Source organism: Corynebacterium sp. HFH0082 (assembly GCF_000411235.1).
In the GTDB taxonomy this organism is placed as follows: Bacteria; Actinomycetota; Actinomycetes; order Mycobacteriales; family Mycobacteriaceae; genus Corynebacterium; species Corynebacterium jeikeium_D.
Genome location: NZ_KE150404.1, coordinates 2,358,882 through 2,375,782, shown reverse-complemented (window position 1 = coordinate 2,375,782; position 16,901 = coordinate 2,358,882). Strand labels below are relative to the sequence as shown.

General features: G+C 62.0%; 13 protein-coding genes, 1 pseudogene and 1 riboswitch. Of the genes and pseudogenes, 8 read left to right on the top strand and 6 right to left on the bottom strand.

The genetic code is table 11. The features are described from left to right. Positions 1–6 precede the first annotated feature (6 nt). Entirely contained in the window at positions 7–1,134 is a 1,128-nt protein-coding gene (locus tag HMPREF1206_RS10210; RefSeq protein ID WP_016423230.1) for a 3-hydroxyisobutyryl-CoA hydrolase, read from the top strand. A gap of 11 nt (positions 1,135–1,145) precedes the next feature. Here HMPREF1206_RS10210 and HMPREF1206_RS10205 read toward each other — a convergent pair whose 3' ends face one another. Beyond that, positions 1,146–2,102, bottom strand: coding sequence for a MinD/ParA family protein (locus HMPREF1206_RS10205; RefSeq protein WP_016423229.1), 957 nt, complete (start codon positions 2,100–2,102; stop codon positions 1,146–1,148). A gap of 51 nt (positions 2,103–2,153) precedes the next feature. Further along, positions 2,154–2,948 (bottom strand): YwiC-like family protein, encoded by a 795-nt coding sequence (locus tag HMPREF1206_RS10200; RefSeq protein WP_042388853.1) that lies wholly within the window; start codon positions 2,946–2,948, stop codon positions 2,154–2,156. 109 nt (positions 2,949–3,057) lie between these two features. Beyond that, a riboswitch (FMN riboswitch) is annotated at positions 3,058–3,227 on the top strand. Positions 3,228–3,237: 10 nt separating this feature from the next. Here HMPREF1206_RS10200 and pnuC point away from each other — a divergent pair. Next, the gene (gene pnuC / locus HMPREF1206_RS10195) at positions 3,238–3,957 is read left to right on the top strand and encodes a nicotinamide riboside transporter PnuC (RefSeq protein WP_016423227.1); all 720 of its coding nucleotides are present in this window, start codon (positions 3,238–3,240) and stop codon (positions 3,955–3,957) included. 10 nt (positions 3,958–3,967) lie between these two features. Then, on the top strand, positions 3,968–4,627 hold the full coding sequence (locus HMPREF1206_RS10190; protein ID WP_016423226.1) for a hypothetical protein: 660 nt from the start codon (positions 3,968–3,970) through the stop codon (positions 4,625–4,627). Here the strand turns inward: HMPREF1206_RS10190 and HMPREF1206_RS10185 are convergent. The 3 genes from HMPREF1206_RS10185 to HMPREF1206_RS10175 form a co-directional block, all read right to left on the bottom strand. Next, positions 4,624–6,324, bottom strand: a complete 1,701-nt coding sequence (locus HMPREF1206_RS10185) for an FUSC family protein (RefSeq protein ID WP_016423225.1) — start codon at positions 6,322–6,324, stop codon at positions 4,624–4,626. The two genes, HMPREF1206_RS10190 and HMPREF1206_RS10185, sit on opposite strands and share 4 nt — an antisense overlap. Before the next feature lie 24 nt (positions 6,325–6,348). Further along, positions 6,349–7,995, bottom strand: coding sequence for a peptide chain release factor 3 (locus HMPREF1206_RS10180; RefSeq protein ID WP_016423224.1), 1,647 nt, complete (start codon positions 7,993–7,995; stop codon positions 6,349–6,351). A gap of 98 nt (positions 7,996–8,093) precedes the next feature. Continuing rightward, positions 8,094–8,987: a Cof-type HAD-IIB family hydrolase gene (locus tag HMPREF1206_RS10175; protein WP_016423223.1), complete on the bottom strand. Its 894-nt coding sequence runs from the start codon at positions 8,985–8,987 to the stop codon at positions 8,094–8,096. 183 nt (positions 8,988–9,170) lie between these two features. Between HMPREF1206_RS10175 and HMPREF1206_RS10170 the strand changes: the two genes are divergently transcribed. Beyond that, complete coding sequence (locus tag HMPREF1206_RS10170) at positions 9,171–10,622, top strand: glyceraldehyde-3-phosphate dehydrogenase (RefSeq protein WP_016423222.1); 1,452 nt, start codon at positions 9,171–9,173, stop codon at positions 10,620–10,622. 75 nt (positions 10,623–10,697) lie between these two features. Continuing rightward, positions 10,698–10,946 (top strand): hypothetical protein, encoded by a 249-nt coding sequence (locus tag HMPREF1206_RS10165; RefSeq protein ID WP_016423221.1) that lies wholly within the window; start codon positions 10,698–10,700, stop codon positions 10,944–10,946. Between the two features lie 160 nt (positions 10,947–11,106). On the opposite strand, the pseudogene HMPREF1206_RS10160 reads toward HMPREF1206_RS10165, so the two are convergent. Further along, positions 11,107–11,874: pseudogene (locus HMPREF1206_RS10160) on the bottom strand (IS110 family transposase); the annotation flags it as partial. A gap of 182 nt (positions 11,875–12,056) precedes the next feature. Here HMPREF1206_RS10160 and HMPREF1206_RS10155 point away from each other — a divergent pair. From HMPREF1206_RS10155 to HMPREF1206_RS10830, 3 genes are all read left to right on the top strand, one after another. Next, positions 12,057–12,638 (top strand): ECF transporter S component, encoded by a 582-nt coding sequence (locus HMPREF1206_RS10155; protein WP_187400548.1) that lies wholly within the window; start codon positions 12,057–12,059, stop codon positions 12,636–12,638. A gap of 107 nt (positions 12,639–12,745) precedes the next feature. After that, positions 12,746–14,947, top strand: a complete 2,202-nt coding sequence (locus HMPREF1206_RS10150) for an ATP-binding cassette domain-containing protein (RefSeq protein ID WP_231367206.1) — start codon at positions 12,746–12,748, stop codon at positions 14,945–14,947. Between the two features lie 174 nt (positions 14,948–15,121). Then, a complete protein-coding gene (locus HMPREF1206_RS10830) occupies positions 15,122–16,894 on the top strand; it encodes an AMP-binding protein (RefSeq protein ID WP_016423217.1) in 1,773 nt (590 codons plus the stop codon). Positions 16,895–16,901: the final 7 nt, after the last annotated feature.

Sequence of the window (16,901 nt, the reverse complement as noted above, 5' to 3'; positions counted from 1 at the left end):
GGTGACATGACTGCTACTGATAACGGTTCTGGCACTGCACGCACCGAGGTCGATGAGCCGAAGGTGCTGCGAGAAGTCCACGGGCGATCTGGTCACCTTCGGCTGAATAGGCCGAAGGCACTTAATTCGCTCGATTTGGATATGGTCACCGAGGTCGTCGAGGGGCTCCGCGCATGGCGTGACGACGACTCGGTGGACCACATTGTTGTTTCATCCGGTCACCCCAAGGCGTTTTGTGCCGGTGGTGATGTGCGCGCAGTTCGGCAGGCTGTGCTCGATGGCGTTCCGGAGCAGGGGGAGGAGTTTTTCCGGGATGAGTACGAGATGAACGCGATGATTGCGGAATTCGCGCAGTCCAAGCCATATATCGCGATTATTGATGGCATCGCTATGGGCGGTGGCCTTGGTGTTTCTATGCACGGCTCCCACCGAATCGTGACCGAGCGTGCCAGCGCTTCCATGCCAGAAATGGCAATCGGCTTTATTCCCGACGTTGGCATTACCCACTTTTCGCAGCATGTGAACACGCGGTTAGGAGGGCCCTCGTCGGCAATCGCGAGGTTTACCGGGCTGACCGGTTACCGCCTAACTGCGGCGGACATGCTGTGGTCTGGATGGGCGACACATGCGGTGCCATCCGCGCAGCTGGACGAGTTTGTTGCGGCTCTGGACCGCGATGGAATTGATTCGGCGCTCGCGGAGTATGCGCTCGATATGGACTCAGCTGAGGCTCGTGAGCTGCTCGGGGATCCGCAGTTGGCCGAGTGGAGCGACTGCATTGAGGCTTGCTTTGGGGCTGATACCTGGGCGGAGATTGAGCGAGCTCTCAACGAAGCCGCTGAGGCGGGCTCTTGTGCATCGTCAACAGTGGAGACTTTTCGCGACCTGCTGGCACCCGCCAACCCGGAAAGTCTCGTAGCGGCCGTGGAACTCTATGCGGCTAACTCGGCCCACGAGGTCACCTTGCAGGAGGCGCTAGACCGGGAAATGAAGCTTGGCGCTTACATGCGTCAGCACCCCAATTTTGCCGAGGGCGTGCGGGCAGTGTTGGTGGATAAGGACCGCGACGCCGCCTTTAAGCCCGCTACCGTGCAGGAAGTTGATGTCGAGGAGATTCGACAGCACCTTCGTTAGCGAGCCCTGCGTTAGACAAAGCTGTGGCGGCCAGTCGTCGGCGCGAAATCATCGGCAATCATGGCCGCTAATTCGAGATAGCTCTGGGTGGTGGCGGGCTGGAGATTGTCCAGCTCGATATTGGCACCATTCGCGATATGCGGATCATAGGGGATGACCTGTACTGCGCGGCAGCGCTGGGCAAATAACTCGTGCACGGTCTCTGTGGACAGTCCCTGTTTATTCAGCTCGTTGACCACCACGACAGTGGTAGAGACCAACCGTTCGAAGCCGTGCGCTGAAAGCCAATCCAATGTCGTCCAGGCACTTTTCACGCCGTCCAGTGCAGGTGTGGTGACCAGCACCAGACAATTGGCCGCAGACAGAATCGAAGCGGAGATGGGCTGCGTCAGGCCGGTACCGCAGTCAGTCAGGCTCACGTTGTAATGCCGTCGAAGGATGTCGAGGGCCGCGCAGTATTCGCCGTCGGAAAGCGCGATCGTCGATGTCGGATTTTGGTCGCTGCCGACAACCTCCAGCCGCGATGGCGTGTGCGATGTATATGCACGGACCTGCGCGTATTTGTCCGTATCCGGGGCTCGGAGCAGATCGCGAATAGATGCGGGATTGGCTGCGGTGACGCGTGCGCCGAGGGTGCCAAAGTCCGGATTCGCGTCGATCGCGACGATTCGGTCACTGCGCAGGCTTGCAAGCGTGGCGCCCAGGCACATGGTTGTCGACGTCTTGCCAACGCCGCCCTTCACGCTGATAACAGCGATGTTGTAGTCACCGTAGATAGGCTGTCGCACCCGCTCTATCAGCTCGCGTTGCTTGCGTGCCGACGATGATTCCCGCGGTGAAATTGCGCCCCAGGTGGCTTTATGAACCCAGCTGCGCCAGCCCGACTGTGGTGCCTGCCGCGAGTTCAGGCTAGCGGCCAAGTCTGAGACGGAAACTGCGTGATTGACTGCGTGTTTGGTGGAAGTCATAGACTTCATCCCCTCCCCAAAAATCCCCAAAGTATGTCCCCGCCGTCGTTTTTACCACGCAGCCAGGACGACGGCGACTCCAAAGAAGGCATCGAGAATTCCGACCTGTTTCGGAGTCCACGGCCGAGCGCGGCGAGCGCCGGAGATTGGCATGGCAAAAGACCTGATGAGAAGCCCAATTGCGACGATGGGCACACCGATGCTGATGAGGTTCCGGTCGTGGAGGAGGAGCCACCCGATGACGGCCACGGCGGTAATGAGAACGTGATACGTGACCGAGCCAATGAGCCACTGGCGGTTGCCGCGCTTGCGAATCATAGTTTTTACATAGGGCACGGTGCCGACGAAATATCCAGCGTAGATAGCCGCAATTGCCCAAGCTTTCGGGGTTGGTCCGGCGATGATAGGCACCATGAGGCTAGCGGCCAGAACGGTGGAGACACCGGAGAGAAGTGAGCGCGGTCGGCGGCGGTAGGTCTCCCAAATAGCGATAGCGGCAAGAGGGGCAATGAGGGCGACCCAGGTGAGGAGGGAAACGTCGGCAAGCAGTGTGATGCAGCCGGCGACGGCAGTGAGCGCGGTGTATGTGGCGGCGGGTGCGAGGTGGCGGCGTTGGCGACGAGAGCGGAGCCAGACGCTCACGGCGAAGAATGCGAAGTAGCCGAGCAGCCAGGTTGCGGTGACGGCAAGGCCTGTCCATGTGGGGTTGAGGGCGAGAGCGGTCAGCGGGGGAATGGTGACCATGAACCAGGCGCCGTGCTGGTCCGGAACCCAGCCAGCGGAGCGCTTGTGATGGGAGCGGCGGGCGGGGCGGGGAGGACGTGGTTGGCGGGGCTTTTGGCTCATACTACGCATTGTAGATGCGTAATTATGTCGAGGCTGTATTAGAACCTCATATTGAAACCTCATTGAATAAAATGCACATGCGCGCAAGGCGACAGTGCTAACGTTGAACTCGCATTCTCAGGGCGAGGTGAAATTCCTCACCGGTGGTGATGCTGCGGATGACGCAGACAAGTCCACGAGCGCCCTACCTGTGGCCAGAAGGGTCGTCAGGTAGGGGACAAGCAGATTTCGGTTGGAATCCGAAACCGACGGTCATAGTCCGGATGAAAGAGAAGGAGTTGAATAATTCGTGGAATACGTGTCGGATTTTTTGGTGGGTTTCCTCACTGCACAGCTCAGTGTGGCGGGAGCACCAATCTTGATTCGTGAAATTGTCGGTAACCTCTTTGGCCTGGCGTGTGCCTTCCTGGGCATGAAACGGAAGGTATGGGCTTGGCCGGTCGGCATTATCGGAAATGCCTTGCTGTTTACCGTCTTCCTCGGCGGAGTTTTCCACACGCCACAAAATCTTGATCTCTATGGCCAGGCTGGGCGTCAGGTCATGTTTATCGTCGTCAGTCTCTACGGGTGGTTCAGCTGGGTCAAGAGCCGCAATCAGAGCGGTGACGAGGTCGCAATTGAGCCTCGGTGGGCGACGGCATCGGAACGCATTGGGATGATTACCGTGGCTATCTTCGCCACTGTGATCTGTGCCAATGTCTTTGAGATGCTGGGCTCGTGGGGGCCATGGGCCGATGCCTGGATTTTCGTCGGTTCGATGTTGGCGACCTGGGGTATGGCCCGCGGGTGGAACGAATTCTGGCTAATTTGGATTGCCGTTGACGCCGTGGGAGTGCCGTTGCTGCTCAAGGGTGGCTACTACCCGTCGGCGGCGCTGTACCTCTTCTACGGATGCTTCGTTATTTGGGGCTTTGTCTCCTGGGTTCGCCTCGAGCACCAGAGCGACAATGACCAGCAGAAGAGCTCCGCGACCGACCAAGTACCGGCTTTGGCAGCAGCCGAGCGGTAGGATAGTCCAGGTGAGCTTCCGACCAGATAACTCCCGTACCAACCGCGCCCATCAAGCCGAAGAGCGTGCCCGCAGTCTCGTGCAGGACGTCCTCGACCGCGAGGAGCGGGTACGCAACAATCTGGCCAGCGCTGATGTCGACCCGTGGACGATGCGTTTCGTCGTCGATGAGTCGATTTCTGAGGGCGCAATCATCACCTGGCGCAATGAGGCCACTCGTGCCCGCCGCATCATGCGTCGCTATGACATTCAGCGGGGCTACCGCGAGAAGTTGCGCGAAGTTGAAAAGCGCATCGATGCCATGTTGCACCTCGCGGAATCGCTGGAGGAGTCGTGGGACGCCGCGGCACACGCTTCGAAGAGGCTTTCCGACGCGGAGGCCCGCGATGTCGCAGCCTTTGAACGCGAGCGCGAGCGGCAAAATGACGCGGCAGAGACTAAGCGGCAGCGTGAGGAGAAGGTCCGCAAGTTCCGTCGGAAAGCGGAAAATATTGCTACCGACGCGTGGGACGCGGGCCGTGACGCGCTGGAGAAGCTGCCGCCGCTGTCGTCTTCGCTGAAGGACATCGCGGCTAAGTTCCGTTCGCGGGGCTCGGAGGAGGAACCGCGCGAGGTACGGCGGGCAACAGCCCGCGACCTGCGCAAGGAGCCCCCGCTGCCGGAGGACTAGCGCTGCTCGGTTTTAGCTGCCTGGACTACCTCAGCGAGCTTGGAAATCTCCTCGTGAGAGGGGCGGATATCCGGATGCGTGCGACAGTAGTCCAGCAACAAATAGCCAGCTGTGCGAATGCGACGATGCCCATCCCAGTGTGGAGTGGCGATTTCGGGGTCGTTGGTGGCCAAAGACGAGATGGCCTGGCGCTCACTGAGCAGCTCGTACTGGAGATCTCGACGAATATCGAGCGCCTGATTCGGAGTACCGGTTAGCAGCGCGCCGAGAAGAGCGCCCATCTGTCGATAGCAGCGCGGAATATGACGCAGGTAGTGCTTTTCAATGCTCTCGGTTGGCCAGAAGTGCAGGACAGCGAGAGCCAGCGCGCAGGCGATACCGACTTCCAAGACACGATCGGTCACAATCGGTGCGAGTTCGCCAGCGACGTTTCCGCCCAGCAGCAGCGCCAATGGAGTGGTGACGATTGTCGTCAGCGCATAGTTCTTCACCACGAGAACCTCCGCGCCGAATTGGCAGGCTGCAAGCGCGATAAGTAGCGTCCAGCTGTCCAGGCCAAAGGAAAAGAGCAGCGCATAGAGGAAAATGCCGATAATCGAGCCCACCATGCGGTGAATCCCTCGGATCGAACCAGCGGTGCGGTCGGGACCCCACTGCAGAGTCATCAATGCGCTGACCACCGCCCAGTCAGGCCGGTCGAGACCGACAAGCACGCTAATGAGACCAGCTAAGCCACCAGTAATAGCAACCTTTGCCGCAGTCATTGACGCATGGGAATAGCGATCGAAAGAGCGGAAGATTCGGTAACTCACGCTTGGTCGCGCGAGTGGAATGGTTGTCTGCGTCTCGTCGAAGAGGTTAGGCGTGTCCACGATGTCCACAGCGCTGCCGTGCACGCCCAAGCGTCCGCGGATAGCAATCAGCCGCTGATGAGCAGCAATGACACGGTTGACCAGTTCCGTGTGGGAGGGCTTAACGATTTTGCTGCCACGGATGATGCCTGCGTCGGCAAGCGATTCCCATGCGTCGGTGAGTGCAGTTTGCGCCTGGTGATGAACGGCGAACGATGTCGAGTCTGACTTTTCCATCGCGTCGATGGCTGATTCAAGGGATTCGACAGCCGCCATCTCGGGGCCATGCGGATTCCACAACCGCGGTGCCATGCCGATGACTATCGGGGAAAGCACGCCAACGGTAGCCCACATGGCGGTTTCCACCGGGTTGAAGCCAAGGCGGGCGACCATTGTTGTGCCGCCGGAGACCATCACAATAAAAAATGTACCCGGCGGTGGCAGGCGCAGTGCATTTTGAATGAAAGCGCCGACGGTAGCCAACGCCGTGGTAAAAAGTGCGATGAGCAGCAGCCATAGATTGCTGCCGCCGGAAGCGATCTCACTGTGGACCACCGAGCCGACAAAACTGCCGGACATAACTCCGGCGATCAGGCATAGCCCCGCGATGGCCATCACGCGCAGACGACTGCGGTAGGGGTGGCCTTCGCCATAGATGACCACGCAACCACCAGCGGCGATAAGGAGCATCTCCGAGCCATGTCCGGTGAGAAGTGCCACGGCACCCGGCAGGAATAGCGCGAGTGCTGCGCGGAGGGCACCTGGCCATCTCTGCGCACGGGAGTGGAAGGCAGTAAAAAGCTGCCATGCACTTGGTTGTGGAGGAAGCTCAACCGTTTGGCTCAATGTTGGTGAAATCTCCTTAAAACTCTAGTCCGCGACCAGCGTCTCGAGCGTGAACTCCGGGTGCTCCTTCTCAATGAAGGACAGCTTCCACTTGTCCCCGAAGAGCGCGATGAGGGCGCCGTCGGAACGAGTGAAGATCTCCACGCCGCGCTGCTTTGCCAGCTCAGGCGCGGTCTCTTCGTCCGTGCGGCGGGCGACGGAGTAGGGGATGGGCTCGGCGATGGTCTCGACGTTGTACTCGTTTTCCATGCGTGCCATCATGACCTCGAACTGCATCGGGCCGACCGCGGCCATCACCGGGGCGGCATCGCCGCGGGCATCGTTGCGCAGAATCTGCACCACTCCCTCGGCATCGAGCTGATCGACAGCTTTGCGGAACTGCTTGTACTTGCCCAAGCTCTTGGCGCGCAGGGTGCGGAAATGCTCGGGCGCGAACTGCGGCATCGGCTTGAATTGAACCTTGCGGCCCTCGTAAATCGTGTCACCCGGTGCCAGTGAACCCGCATTGACCAGGCCGACAATGTCGCCCGGGTAAGCCGTCTCCACAGTCGAACGTGTCCGGCCGAAAACGGTCAAAGCATACTTTGTGGAGAAACTACGTCCCGACTGCGCATGCGTGACCTGCATGCCGCGGTCAAACTCGCCAGAGACAACGCGCATGAATGCCAGCTTGTCGCGGTGGTGCGTATCCATACCCGCCTGCACCTTGAACACGACGCCCGAAAAATCATCCGTCGGCTCACGCTTTTCGACGATAGCTCCCTGGCCGCCAGCCGCCGCAGCGGCAACGGCAGCCGGGTCGGACACGCGGGCACCAGGTGCCGGAGCCAGCTCGCAGAGAGTGTCCAGGATCTGGTGGACACCCCAGTTCAGCATGGCGGAGGCGAAAATCACCGGAGAGGTGTCGCCAGCGAGGTACATCTCCTGGTCGTGGTCAGCGCTATCGGAGGAGAGAAGCTCGGACTCCTCGGCTGCCGTCTCCCAGGCGTCGCCCTGCTCTGCGGCGGCCTCATCTGGGGTGAGGTGACGCTCAGCGGCAATAGTGGCGCCACCGGCAGTGCGCTCGAAGCCGATGAACTGCTTGGCTTCGCCGTCCTCACCACGCTCCAGCAGACCGCGGAAGTCGCCGGCCTCACCGACTGGCCAGTACAGCGGAGTCGGTTGCAGTCCAATCTCCGCGACAATCTCATCCATCAACTCCAGGGGAGCCTTACCCGGGCGGTCCCACTTGTTGATGACGGTGACGATGGGAATTCCGTTGGACTTACAAACCCGGAACAGTTTCAACGTCTGAGGCTCGAGACCCTTGGCACCGTCGACAAGCATGACAGCGGCGTCGACAGCGGTGAGCACACGGTAGGTGTCCTCGGAGAAGTCAGCGTGACCAGGCGTATCGACGAGATTGATCATGTACGGCTCGCCGTCGTGCCCCTCTGGCTGGTACTCGAACTGCAGCGCGGAAGAGGCAATCGAGATGCCGCGATCCTTCTCCATGTCCATCCAGTCGGACACAGTCGACTTACGGCCGGCCTTGCCGTGGACAGCACCGGCTTCGTTAATGACATGAGCATGCAGTGCCAGCGCCTCGGTGAGCGTGGACTTACCGGCATCCGGGTGTGCGATGACGGCGAATGTGCGGCGGCGTGCGGCTTCTTCGGCGAGAGTGGTCACAGGGAAACTACGCTTTCCTTAAAAAGAAAATCGGAATAAGGGAATCGGGTTCAACCTTTCTAACTTACCGCTCCAGTGGGGTAAGGGGTCAATTGCAGTTAGAGGTTGAACAGCTCGCGCAGCGTCGTGATGACGCCTTCCTCCGCGTTCGACGGTGCGATGTCGGTGGCGCGGCGTTTGATTTCCGGGTGACCGTTGGACATGGCAAACGAACGGCCTGCGTGGTCGATGAGCTCGAGATCATTCAGGTAGTCAACGAAGCAGACAGTTTCGGCAGGAGAGATACCTAGGGCCTCCTGCAGGGCGGCGAGTGCCGTGCCCTTGTTGGTGTTGGCATCGATGAGGTCGACCCAGTGGGCACCGGAGACTACCGCGCGCAAGTGCGAGCTTTGGGAACGCAGGTAATCGGCCGATTCCTCTTCGACGGCGTAAGGATCAAAGGCGGCAATTTTGACGATGCCGTCCTCGGCGGCAGCGGTGATGACATCATCGACCTTCTGCAGCTTCAAGTAGTACTTGGCGGCCTCGTCGAACTGCAGCTGCTGAACTTCCTCCGGAATATTGAAATGAGGCGGGAAAAACTCCACGTATGCGCTGGCAGCGCCGCAGATGATAACTGACAGGGGAGTGCGACCCGCCGCCACACGGTTGTCGTTGAATTGGCGGATCGCGTGCACCAACTGGGTGACGATGTCGTGGTCGATACTGGTAACCGAGACCACCTCGCCCGCATCCGCGACGTAGTTGCCGTTTTCCGCAATGATTGGGATGCGGTGTGCAATGGGGGCGAACTGGTCGGCCAGAGTCGCGTACTGGCGGCCCGACGCGGGAGCGAAGTGGACACCGCGGTCGAGCAGCTCGGTGACTACCGGCCAAAAGGAATCCGGGATTTCCTTGTCTTCATTTAATAGAGTCCCGTCCATATCTGTGACTACAAGGCGGTATGGCGGCTGGGCGGGAGATTGCTGCTGGATATCCAGGGGTTCCGTCATGGCTCTTATTCTAACGGGTAAGTAGGGTTCAATTTTCTTCCTTGAGGTGTCTCCCGGTGTCTCCCCCGATTGGGTGAAAGCTGGGCCACAATACGGGGTACCCAGTTGAGGGCGATAGCCGGTGAATAGCGTGTGCGGGGTATTTTGAGGGGGAACTCATATTCATTTAAGCCAGGAGGATTTATGTCGGATTCGGCCCCCATCAAGCGCAATGACTGGAATGAGCGCATCAGCCTTGCAGAGCAGATGATCCCCCTCCTGGGACAACTGCGCCGCAACAATGATGTCGTGACTTCAATCTTCGGCCGCCGACTGGAAAACGTTACCGAGACCGGCATCATTAAGTCGCACCGCTACGCCCGTCGCATCACCTCGCAGGAGCTGCCCTTGAGCCAGACCCTGCCGATTCTGCAGGAACTGGTGAAGATGGATCTCGGCACCGCCTCCATCGACCTGGGTGCCCTGGCTACCAGCTTCGAAGAGGAAGGCGGCGAGCTGCGCGCATTCCTCGAGCGTGAGCTTGCCGACGTCATCGGTGCCGGGACACAGACCCCGAAGACCGACATTGTCCTCTACGGTTTCGGCCGCATCGGCCGTCTGCTGGCTCGCATTCTGCTGGCTCGTGAGGCACTGTTCAACGGCCCGCGCCTGCGCGCTATTGTGGTTCGCCAGAATGGTGAGGACGACATCGTCAAGCGTGCTTCGCTGCTGCGCCGTGACTCCGTCCACGGAGCATTCGACGGCACCATCTCGGTTGACCGCGAAAACAACATTATTTGGGCAAATGGCACCCCGATTCAGGTCATTTACTCCAATGACCCGGCAACTGTTGACTACACCGCCTACGACATTAACGATGCGATTGTCATTGACAACACCGGTCGTTGGCGTGACCGCGAGGGACTGTCGCAGCACCTTCAGTCCAAGGGCGTTTCCAAGGTTCTACTTACCGCGCCAGGCAAGGGCGATGTGAAGAACATCGTCTACGGAATCAACCACAACATCATTGAGGAATCTGACAACATTTTGTCGGCAGCTTCCTGTACTACCAACGGCATCACCCCGGTGCTGAAGGTCGTCAATGACAAGTGGGGTGTCGAGTTCGGTCACGTCGAGACTGTTCACTCCTTCACCAACGACCAGAACTTGATCGACAACTTCCACAAGGGTTCTCGCCGTGGCCGCGCAGCCACCCTGAACATGGTTCTCACCGAGACCGGTGCCGCAAAGGCCGTCGCCAAGGCTCTGCCGGAGTTCGAGGGCAAGCTGACCGGTAACGCCATCCGCGTTCCCACCCCGGACGTTTCCATGGCGGTGCTGAACCTGACCCTGGACACTGAGGTCGACCGCGACGAAGTCAACAACTACCTGCGTGAGGTTTCCCTCAAGTCCGTCCTGCGCCAGCAGATTGACTACATCCACTCCCCGGAAGTGGTTTCCACCGACTTCGTCGGCTCCACCCATGCTGGCATCGTCGATGGTCTGGCTACCATCGCCAACGGTAAGCACCTGGTGCTCTACGTCTGGTACGACAACGAGTTCGGTTACTCCAACCAGGTCATCCGCATTGCTGAGGAGATCGCAGGCGCTCGTCCGCGGGTCTACCCGAAGCGCAAGCACATCGACGAGCTGTAAGTCGGCGGTCCTGGGCTTGAGCTGCTGAGCCCTCGAAGGCCCTCTTCCCCCTCCTAAACCACGGGGGTTGCGGCGATGGGGAGGGCAGGGGAGGGGGACGGGGAGATTTTCCTGTCCATCGACGACGACTTGGATTCCGCGTATGAGCCGTTCGAGTTGGTGAGGATTGTGATCCTGCCGGAACTGAGCGACGAGGATCTGGTTTTCGGCCTCCAATTCCGGGCCTCCGGCGACATCGAGCACGGGCGGGGGATGAAGATTCGGGAAAGTGATTTCGGGATCGTCGAATACGGCTCGGCGGAAGTGGCCCTGTTCGGCGCCTAGGTGGCGGCGTCCGGCCGCCACTCGGTTCCAATCCGCGTGGGGGCCCTATGTGGATTGTCAATAGTCAGGCGAGACTTTCACGTACATCGTATGGGAGGGGGGTAGCCATGACTGATCGCCGGGCCGCATCGTGCGGGCCGGCGGTGATCAGCGCAGCGGCCTACGCAGCCGTGGCGATGGTTCTAGCAGGGATTTCTCGGAAGAACTCACGCCGAGTCAACAGGGCATAGATGACGTTGCAGCGGCTTCGGGCAAGCCACATCACCGCGGCATTGTGCTTCTGTCCTTCAGCCCGTTTACGCAGGTAGTAGTCGCGCGATGCGGGATGGCAGTGCGACGCGATCCACGCCGATCGAAACAGCGCGTTTTTCAACTGTTTATTGCCGGCCCTGGTGGGAAACTCGCCGCGGACCGACGTACCCGACTGCCGGGTGGTCGGCGTGATGCCGGCGTAAGCGGCTAAGTGTGCGGCGTCGGCGAAGTCCTGGCAATCGCCGATGGACAACACGATGTTAGAGGCGGTCTTGATGCCTACGCCGGGCATCGACATCAAGACCTGGGCAAGAGGGAACGATTCGAGCATCTCCTCGACTTGTCCGGCAATCGTGTCGCGCTGTGCTTGAAGCGCTTTGATGTTCGCCGCCAGCTGGGGAATGACCAATTCTGCTGCCGCAGTGCCGGGTACCGTGACGATTCGCTCGGCAAGGGCGGCGAAAATTGCGTCAACCAGGGCAGCAGGGTCCTTCTTGGCGCGGTTGCGCATCCACTTCAGGCCCCGGCCTCGACCTGCGGCGGCCAGTTTTGTCGGACCTTCGTAGTGGATGAGCGAGTCCAGCACCAGCGTGCGGGAGAGAATCTCGCCTGCAAAGACGCGCTCGAGTACGGGGCGAATCTCTGTGAGCACGCTGGGAAGGCGGTTTTTCGTTCGGGGGGGGCGGGGGTAATTTCAGTAAATTGAGCCTGGCGTAATCCGATAAGCATTGCCTAACCTAATACTGTTTCAGGTGGTGTTCCCGATCGGGAATCGGCAACGGAAGCGAGGCGGCGACGATGAACGGAAAACGTGGATCGACCGGAGAACCCCTCTCCGGAGGGGGAGCCGGGGACGCGGTGGCGTCGCAGACGGATGACGGGCGGTTGGTGCACGTCGCACCGGTCGCAGCTGGTGGCCGACCATCCACCCGCGACATGCTCGTCGCCGCCGCGATCGGCGTCGCGGGGTCTCTCATCATCGTGCCCCTGACCTACCTGCAGGTGTTCGCCGGCATCGCCCACGTTTATCTCGTCGCGGCGACGCTCGGGTTGTGGTTCCTGCAGTGCGTTGTTCCCCTCATCGTCGTCCGCAAGCCTGGCGCGAGCCTTATCGCGTGCCTTGCCATGGGCGTCGTGTCCGCGGCGACCACCCCGTTCGGCGTCGCCGCAATCGGGGCGCTGACTATGGAAGGATTGCTCATCGAGCTTCCGTTCATGGTCACCCTGTACCGGCGGTGGACGCGTCCGCAGTTCGTGGCGTCGGCGATGTTGTTCTCCGCGCTGATGGGAACGATGGCCCCGCGCGCAGTCGGCGTCGACTCGCCGACCACGCCCATGACCCTGATTAGCTTCGCCGTAGCCTTGGCATCGAGCCTGGTGTTTTTGGTCCTGGGCTTTGCCGTCGCAAAGGGGCTTCGCAGCCGCGGAGTCACCCGGTGACCGGCGGAGCACCCGCGTGCGCCGGTGCGACACGCGGGACGGCCCCGGCCCGGTTACGGGTTAGTGGCGCGGGCGTCCGGCACGCCGATGGGCGATGGGCACCCGACATGGTGGATCTCTCCTTCGATTTCGGCACGATTAACGCCATCACGGGACCCGTGGGATGCGGAAAGACGAGCCTGGCCCACCTCATCGCTGGACTGATCCCCTCGCACATCCCCATCGACCATGCCGGATTCGTGCACATCGTCGATGCCGACGGCACCGAACGCCCCGTGGACGGGGACCGGGTCACCTTCGTCGGGCAAGACCCGTCGACGCAGGTGCTCACGCTCCGAGTCGTCGATGACGTGTCGATGGCCCTCGAGTTTTCCCTCGTGGAAGCCGGCATCGTCGCCAAGCAATCAGCCGAGGCCCTATCGGAGCTCGGGCTGTCAGAGCTCGCGGAGAAGGATCCGTGGGCTTTGTCGGGTGGGCAACGCCAGCGGATGGCCATCGCCGGTGCTGTGGCCAGGGCGCCGGAGGTCATGATCTTCGACGAGCCCGCGGCCCACGTTGACGAGGACGGTCGTCGGTCGCTGTTCGCCGCCATCCGTGATTTGCGGGCCCCGGGGCGCGTTATCCTGCTCATCGAGCACGACCTCCGCCCGTTCGACGGGTGGGTCGACACGGTGACAATCCTCGATGCGGACGGGAGCGTCGCCGCGCACGGAGCACCGGAGGGCATCGCGGTGAAGGGCATTGCGACGTCGGCCGCGCCCGCCGGAGCGCCGGACGCCAGTACGCCGGGCACGGGGGCACCGGACCGTCCCGATTTGGAATCGGAGGCGGATGCCGTTCCACTGCTGGCCTTGACCGGAACCCACGTGGCCCGAGGCGGGGAGAGGATTCTGGACGGGGCCGATCTGACACTGGAACGGGGCGAGATTCATGCCCTAGTCGGCGCCAACGGAGCCGGTAAGTCCACCTTGCTGGCGGTGCTGTCAGGCCAGATGAAGGCGGGAGCGAACTTCCGGATCGACGGCGCGTCCGCCCGGCGCGTCCCCGACGCCTTCGCGTCGTGGGCGTTCCAGAACCCCGAGCACCAGTTCACCCGCGCGACCGTCGCCGCGGAAATCGACTCCGCGCTGGCCGGCACGGACCCGCACGGACCACTCGGCGCCGATGAGCTGCGGAAACTGCGGGAAGCCCTGTGCCCCAGGGCACTTGACCCCGTCTCGCCGTTCGTCCTGTCGGGCGGACAGAAAAGACGGTTGGGCATCTTCCTGGCGGTGGCGGCCAATCGCCGTTTGCTGCTTCTCGACGAGCCGTTGGCGCACCTGGATTCGCCGAGCTCGCGCATCGTACTGGATGCGCTAGCGGAATACGCCGGGGCCGGCGGAACCGTTGTGTTCACGTGCCACGACCGCCGTGTCGCGCGAACGTGGGCAGATAGGGCGAGCATCGTCGCCGAAGGGAAGGTCGCCTGGTCCGGTCCCGCAGCCGACCTGCCGGCTTCCCCGGAGTCGTCCCGGCGGGATCGCCCACTGCCCGCGGCCGGCGCACGGACGTCCTTGGACGAAAGCCCCTGGACCAGTGAATCCGCCGCTCGAAGGCGCGCGGGGTTGAACGCCATCACGATTGTCGCGGCGGTGATGTTCGTCCTCGTCGCCGGGCTGCTCTCCGACGGAGACGCCGTTCTCGCCCTGACGGTGGTCGGGTTCCTCGCACTCGCTGCGATCGCGGAACGCGACGTTCGGGCGACGGCGGGGAAGGTCCTTCTTGTCCTGTTAATCGGGGGGTTCTTCGGCCTGCTCGGGTGGCGCTCCGAGTTCTACGGAGGTGGGGATGCGTCGGAAGCCGTCCGCCACGGCATCCATCACGGACTGCTGTTGATGGCCGTGTTCGCGGGGACGGTCCTGGTCTCCGCGTGCATGCGCGTCGAGGAGCTTTTCGACGCCATGGTGCAACGCCTCCGGGTGCCCTACACATGGTGCACCATAGCGATTTCCGGGGTGAGCATCGCAGCGTTCCTGCGCAGTGAAATCCCCCAGCTGACATGGGCGATTAGATTGCGCTCGATGCGACCGGAGCAGTCTTTCCGCTCCGGTTTCATTCGCGCGACGACGCCCGCGCGCATCGCTTTCCCGTTGTTCGTCAGCGCCGTGCGCTGCGCCGAAAAGCTGTCCCTGACCCTGGCGATGCGCAACTTCGGCCTCTATCCGCGGCGTACCTTCCGCACCGATCACCCCTGGCGAGTGCGTGACGGGTTCGCGGCCGCAGCGTCCGCCGCGGTCTTCGTCGCCGCCCTGGTGTCTGCAGTGACTTGACGGGCGCCTGGAACCGGCGGGTCCCGGGCCCGCGAGCGTTTCTGAGCTTGTGCGGAGACGCGCCCCACCCAGTTGCTTCACCCTTTCAACCCTTCAGACACATCCTCCGGGTCACGCCATGCGGGCCCGGTCCGCCCGGCACCGGCATGGCGCCGACAACCGAAAGAGGTACCAATGAACACGATCCGGACCATCAGCGACGTGCTTCGGGACAAGGCCGATGAGACGAAAAAGGGGATCACCTTCGTCGAGAATCGGCGGGACGTCTTCGTCCCGTATGGCCGGGTCCATGCGGAGGCGGTGGCGGCTGCGACTCGGTTGGCCGAAGCCGGCATCGGCCCCGGCGATCGCGTGATCTTCCAGGTTTCGGAGAACCGCGGGCTCATCCGGGCGTTCTGGGGCTGCGTCTACGCCGGCGCGGTTCCGGCGCTTGCGCCGCCGGTGTCGGGCCCGGTTGACGTCGACAGGGTGCGGACGCTCTCGGACATGATGCCCGGGGCCCCGATCCTGGTCGACGAACGCAGTTACACGCTGCTCACCGGCGCAAACGGTGCCGTGGTCGTGGGCGAGGATCGGCTGCTCGACGTGTCCATCGTCAATGACGCTGCCGCGGAACCGGATGCGGCGATGCCGGGTGATGCTGAATCGGACTTCTCTCAGGCGGGTGACGTGGATTCCGGGGATGGCGCCGGGGCGGTCCCCGCGTTCCCGGTGCGAGGTGGGACGGCAGGCGAAGCCCTCATCCAGTTTTCGTCCGGCTCCACGGGATCGCCAAAGGGCGTCATCGTAACCAACGAGTCCGTGCTGAACGGTCTGCGCGCGACGATCCCACGCCACGCGCACCGGTACGAGAACAAGATGCTCACGTGGCTGCCTTTGACCCACAACCTTTCGCTGATCGGCTTCCACGTCTACGCCCTTTTTCGTGGGTACGACCAGGTGTTGCTGCCGGTTTCCGAGGTGGTCGCCGATCCCCCGAGGTGGTTCGAGGCCGTGACCAGGCACCGGCCGACGGTGACAGTGTGCCCGAACTTCGCGTTCAAGCATTTCCTGCGCCATCTCGAGCGCCGGCCCCTCGGGGATGACCACGGTTACGACTTCTCCAACGTCCAGAAGCTGATGAGCGGTTCTGAGCCCATCGACGCTCCATTGGCCCGGAAGTTCCTCGCGGCGATGTCCGCCATGGGTCTCCGGGAGGATGCCCTGACCTCCGCCTACGGAATGTCCGAAGCTTGCCTGCTGGTCACGACCCGGGACATCTACTCGGGTCTGTCCACGGTGCGACTTGACCGGACGGGCATCGCCACGGGGCAGCGTTTCGAGGACATCGAGAGCGAGTCCGGAGCTGAGTTCGTCGCCTTGGGCAAGGCCGTCCCGGGGATTTCCTTGACCATCCGCGATGACGGGGGCGGGGTCCTCGGCGACGGCACCGTCGGTGAAATCCACATCGCCGGCGCTCCGATGACCCGCGCCGCGATCACAGCAGAGGGGATCGTGGAGCACGAGCTCACCGATGATGGGGCGTTCGCAACGGGGGACATGGGCATTCTCCGCGACGGCGAGTTGTTCGTCCTCGGCCGGAAGAAGGACATCATCTTCGTCAACGGCCGGAATTACTATTCGGCTGATTTGGAAGCCGTGCTGGAGAATGTGCTTGACCGCGATGTTGCCGTTCTCGGCCGGAGCAACCCAGCCACGGGCGAAGAGGAGATCGCCGTGTTCTTGGCCAGGCGGACCCCGACCGATCGTAAGGCCGACGATGCGACCGGTGCCGGGCAATCGGACGGGGATGAACCTCCGATCGATGAACAGGCGGTGGCCCGGTCCGCGACGACGGAGCTGATGCGCGTCGCCGGGGTGCCCGTCTCCAGGGTTCTGTGGGTCGACGAGCTGCCCGTCGCGTCGAACGGCAAGAAGCTCCGCCGCAAGCTCGAGGCTCTGCTCTGAGGCGATG

Excerpts from the sequence above, each read along its gene's own strand:
- HMPREF1206_RS10170 (WP_016423222.1), top strand. The coding sequence starts at position 9,171 with ATGTCGGATTCGGCCCCCATCAAGCGCAATGACTGGAATGAGCGCATC.
- HMPREF1206_RS10200 (WP_042388853.1), bottom strand. The coding sequence starts at position 2,948 with ATGAGCCAAAAGCCCCGCCAACCACGTCCTCCCCGCCCCGCCCGCCGC.
- HMPREF1206_RS10165 (WP_016423221.1), top strand. The coding sequence starts at position 10,698 with ATGGGGAGGGCAGGGGAGGGGGACGGGGAGATTTTCCTGTCCATCGAC.
- HMPREF1206_RS10210 (WP_016423230.1), top strand. The coding sequence starts at position 7 with ATGACTGCTACTGATAACGGTTCTGGCACTGCACGCACCGAGGTCGAT.
- HMPREF1206_RS10830 (WP_016423217.1), top strand. The coding sequence starts at position 15,122 with ATGAACACGATCCGGACCATCAGCGACGTGCTTCGGGACAAGGCCGAT.
- HMPREF1206_RS10150 (WP_231367206.1), top strand. The coding sequence starts at position 12,746 with ATGGTGGATCTCTCCTTCGATTTCGGCACGATTAACGCCATCACGGGA.
- HMPREF1206_RS10175 (WP_016423223.1), bottom strand. The coding sequence starts at position 8,987 with ATGACGGAACCCCTGGATATCCAGCAGCAATCTCCCGCCCAGCCGCCA.
- HMPREF1206_RS10205 (WP_016423229.1), bottom strand. The coding sequence starts at position 2,102 with ATGACTTCCACCAAACACGCAGTCAATCACGCAGTTTCCGTCTCAGAC.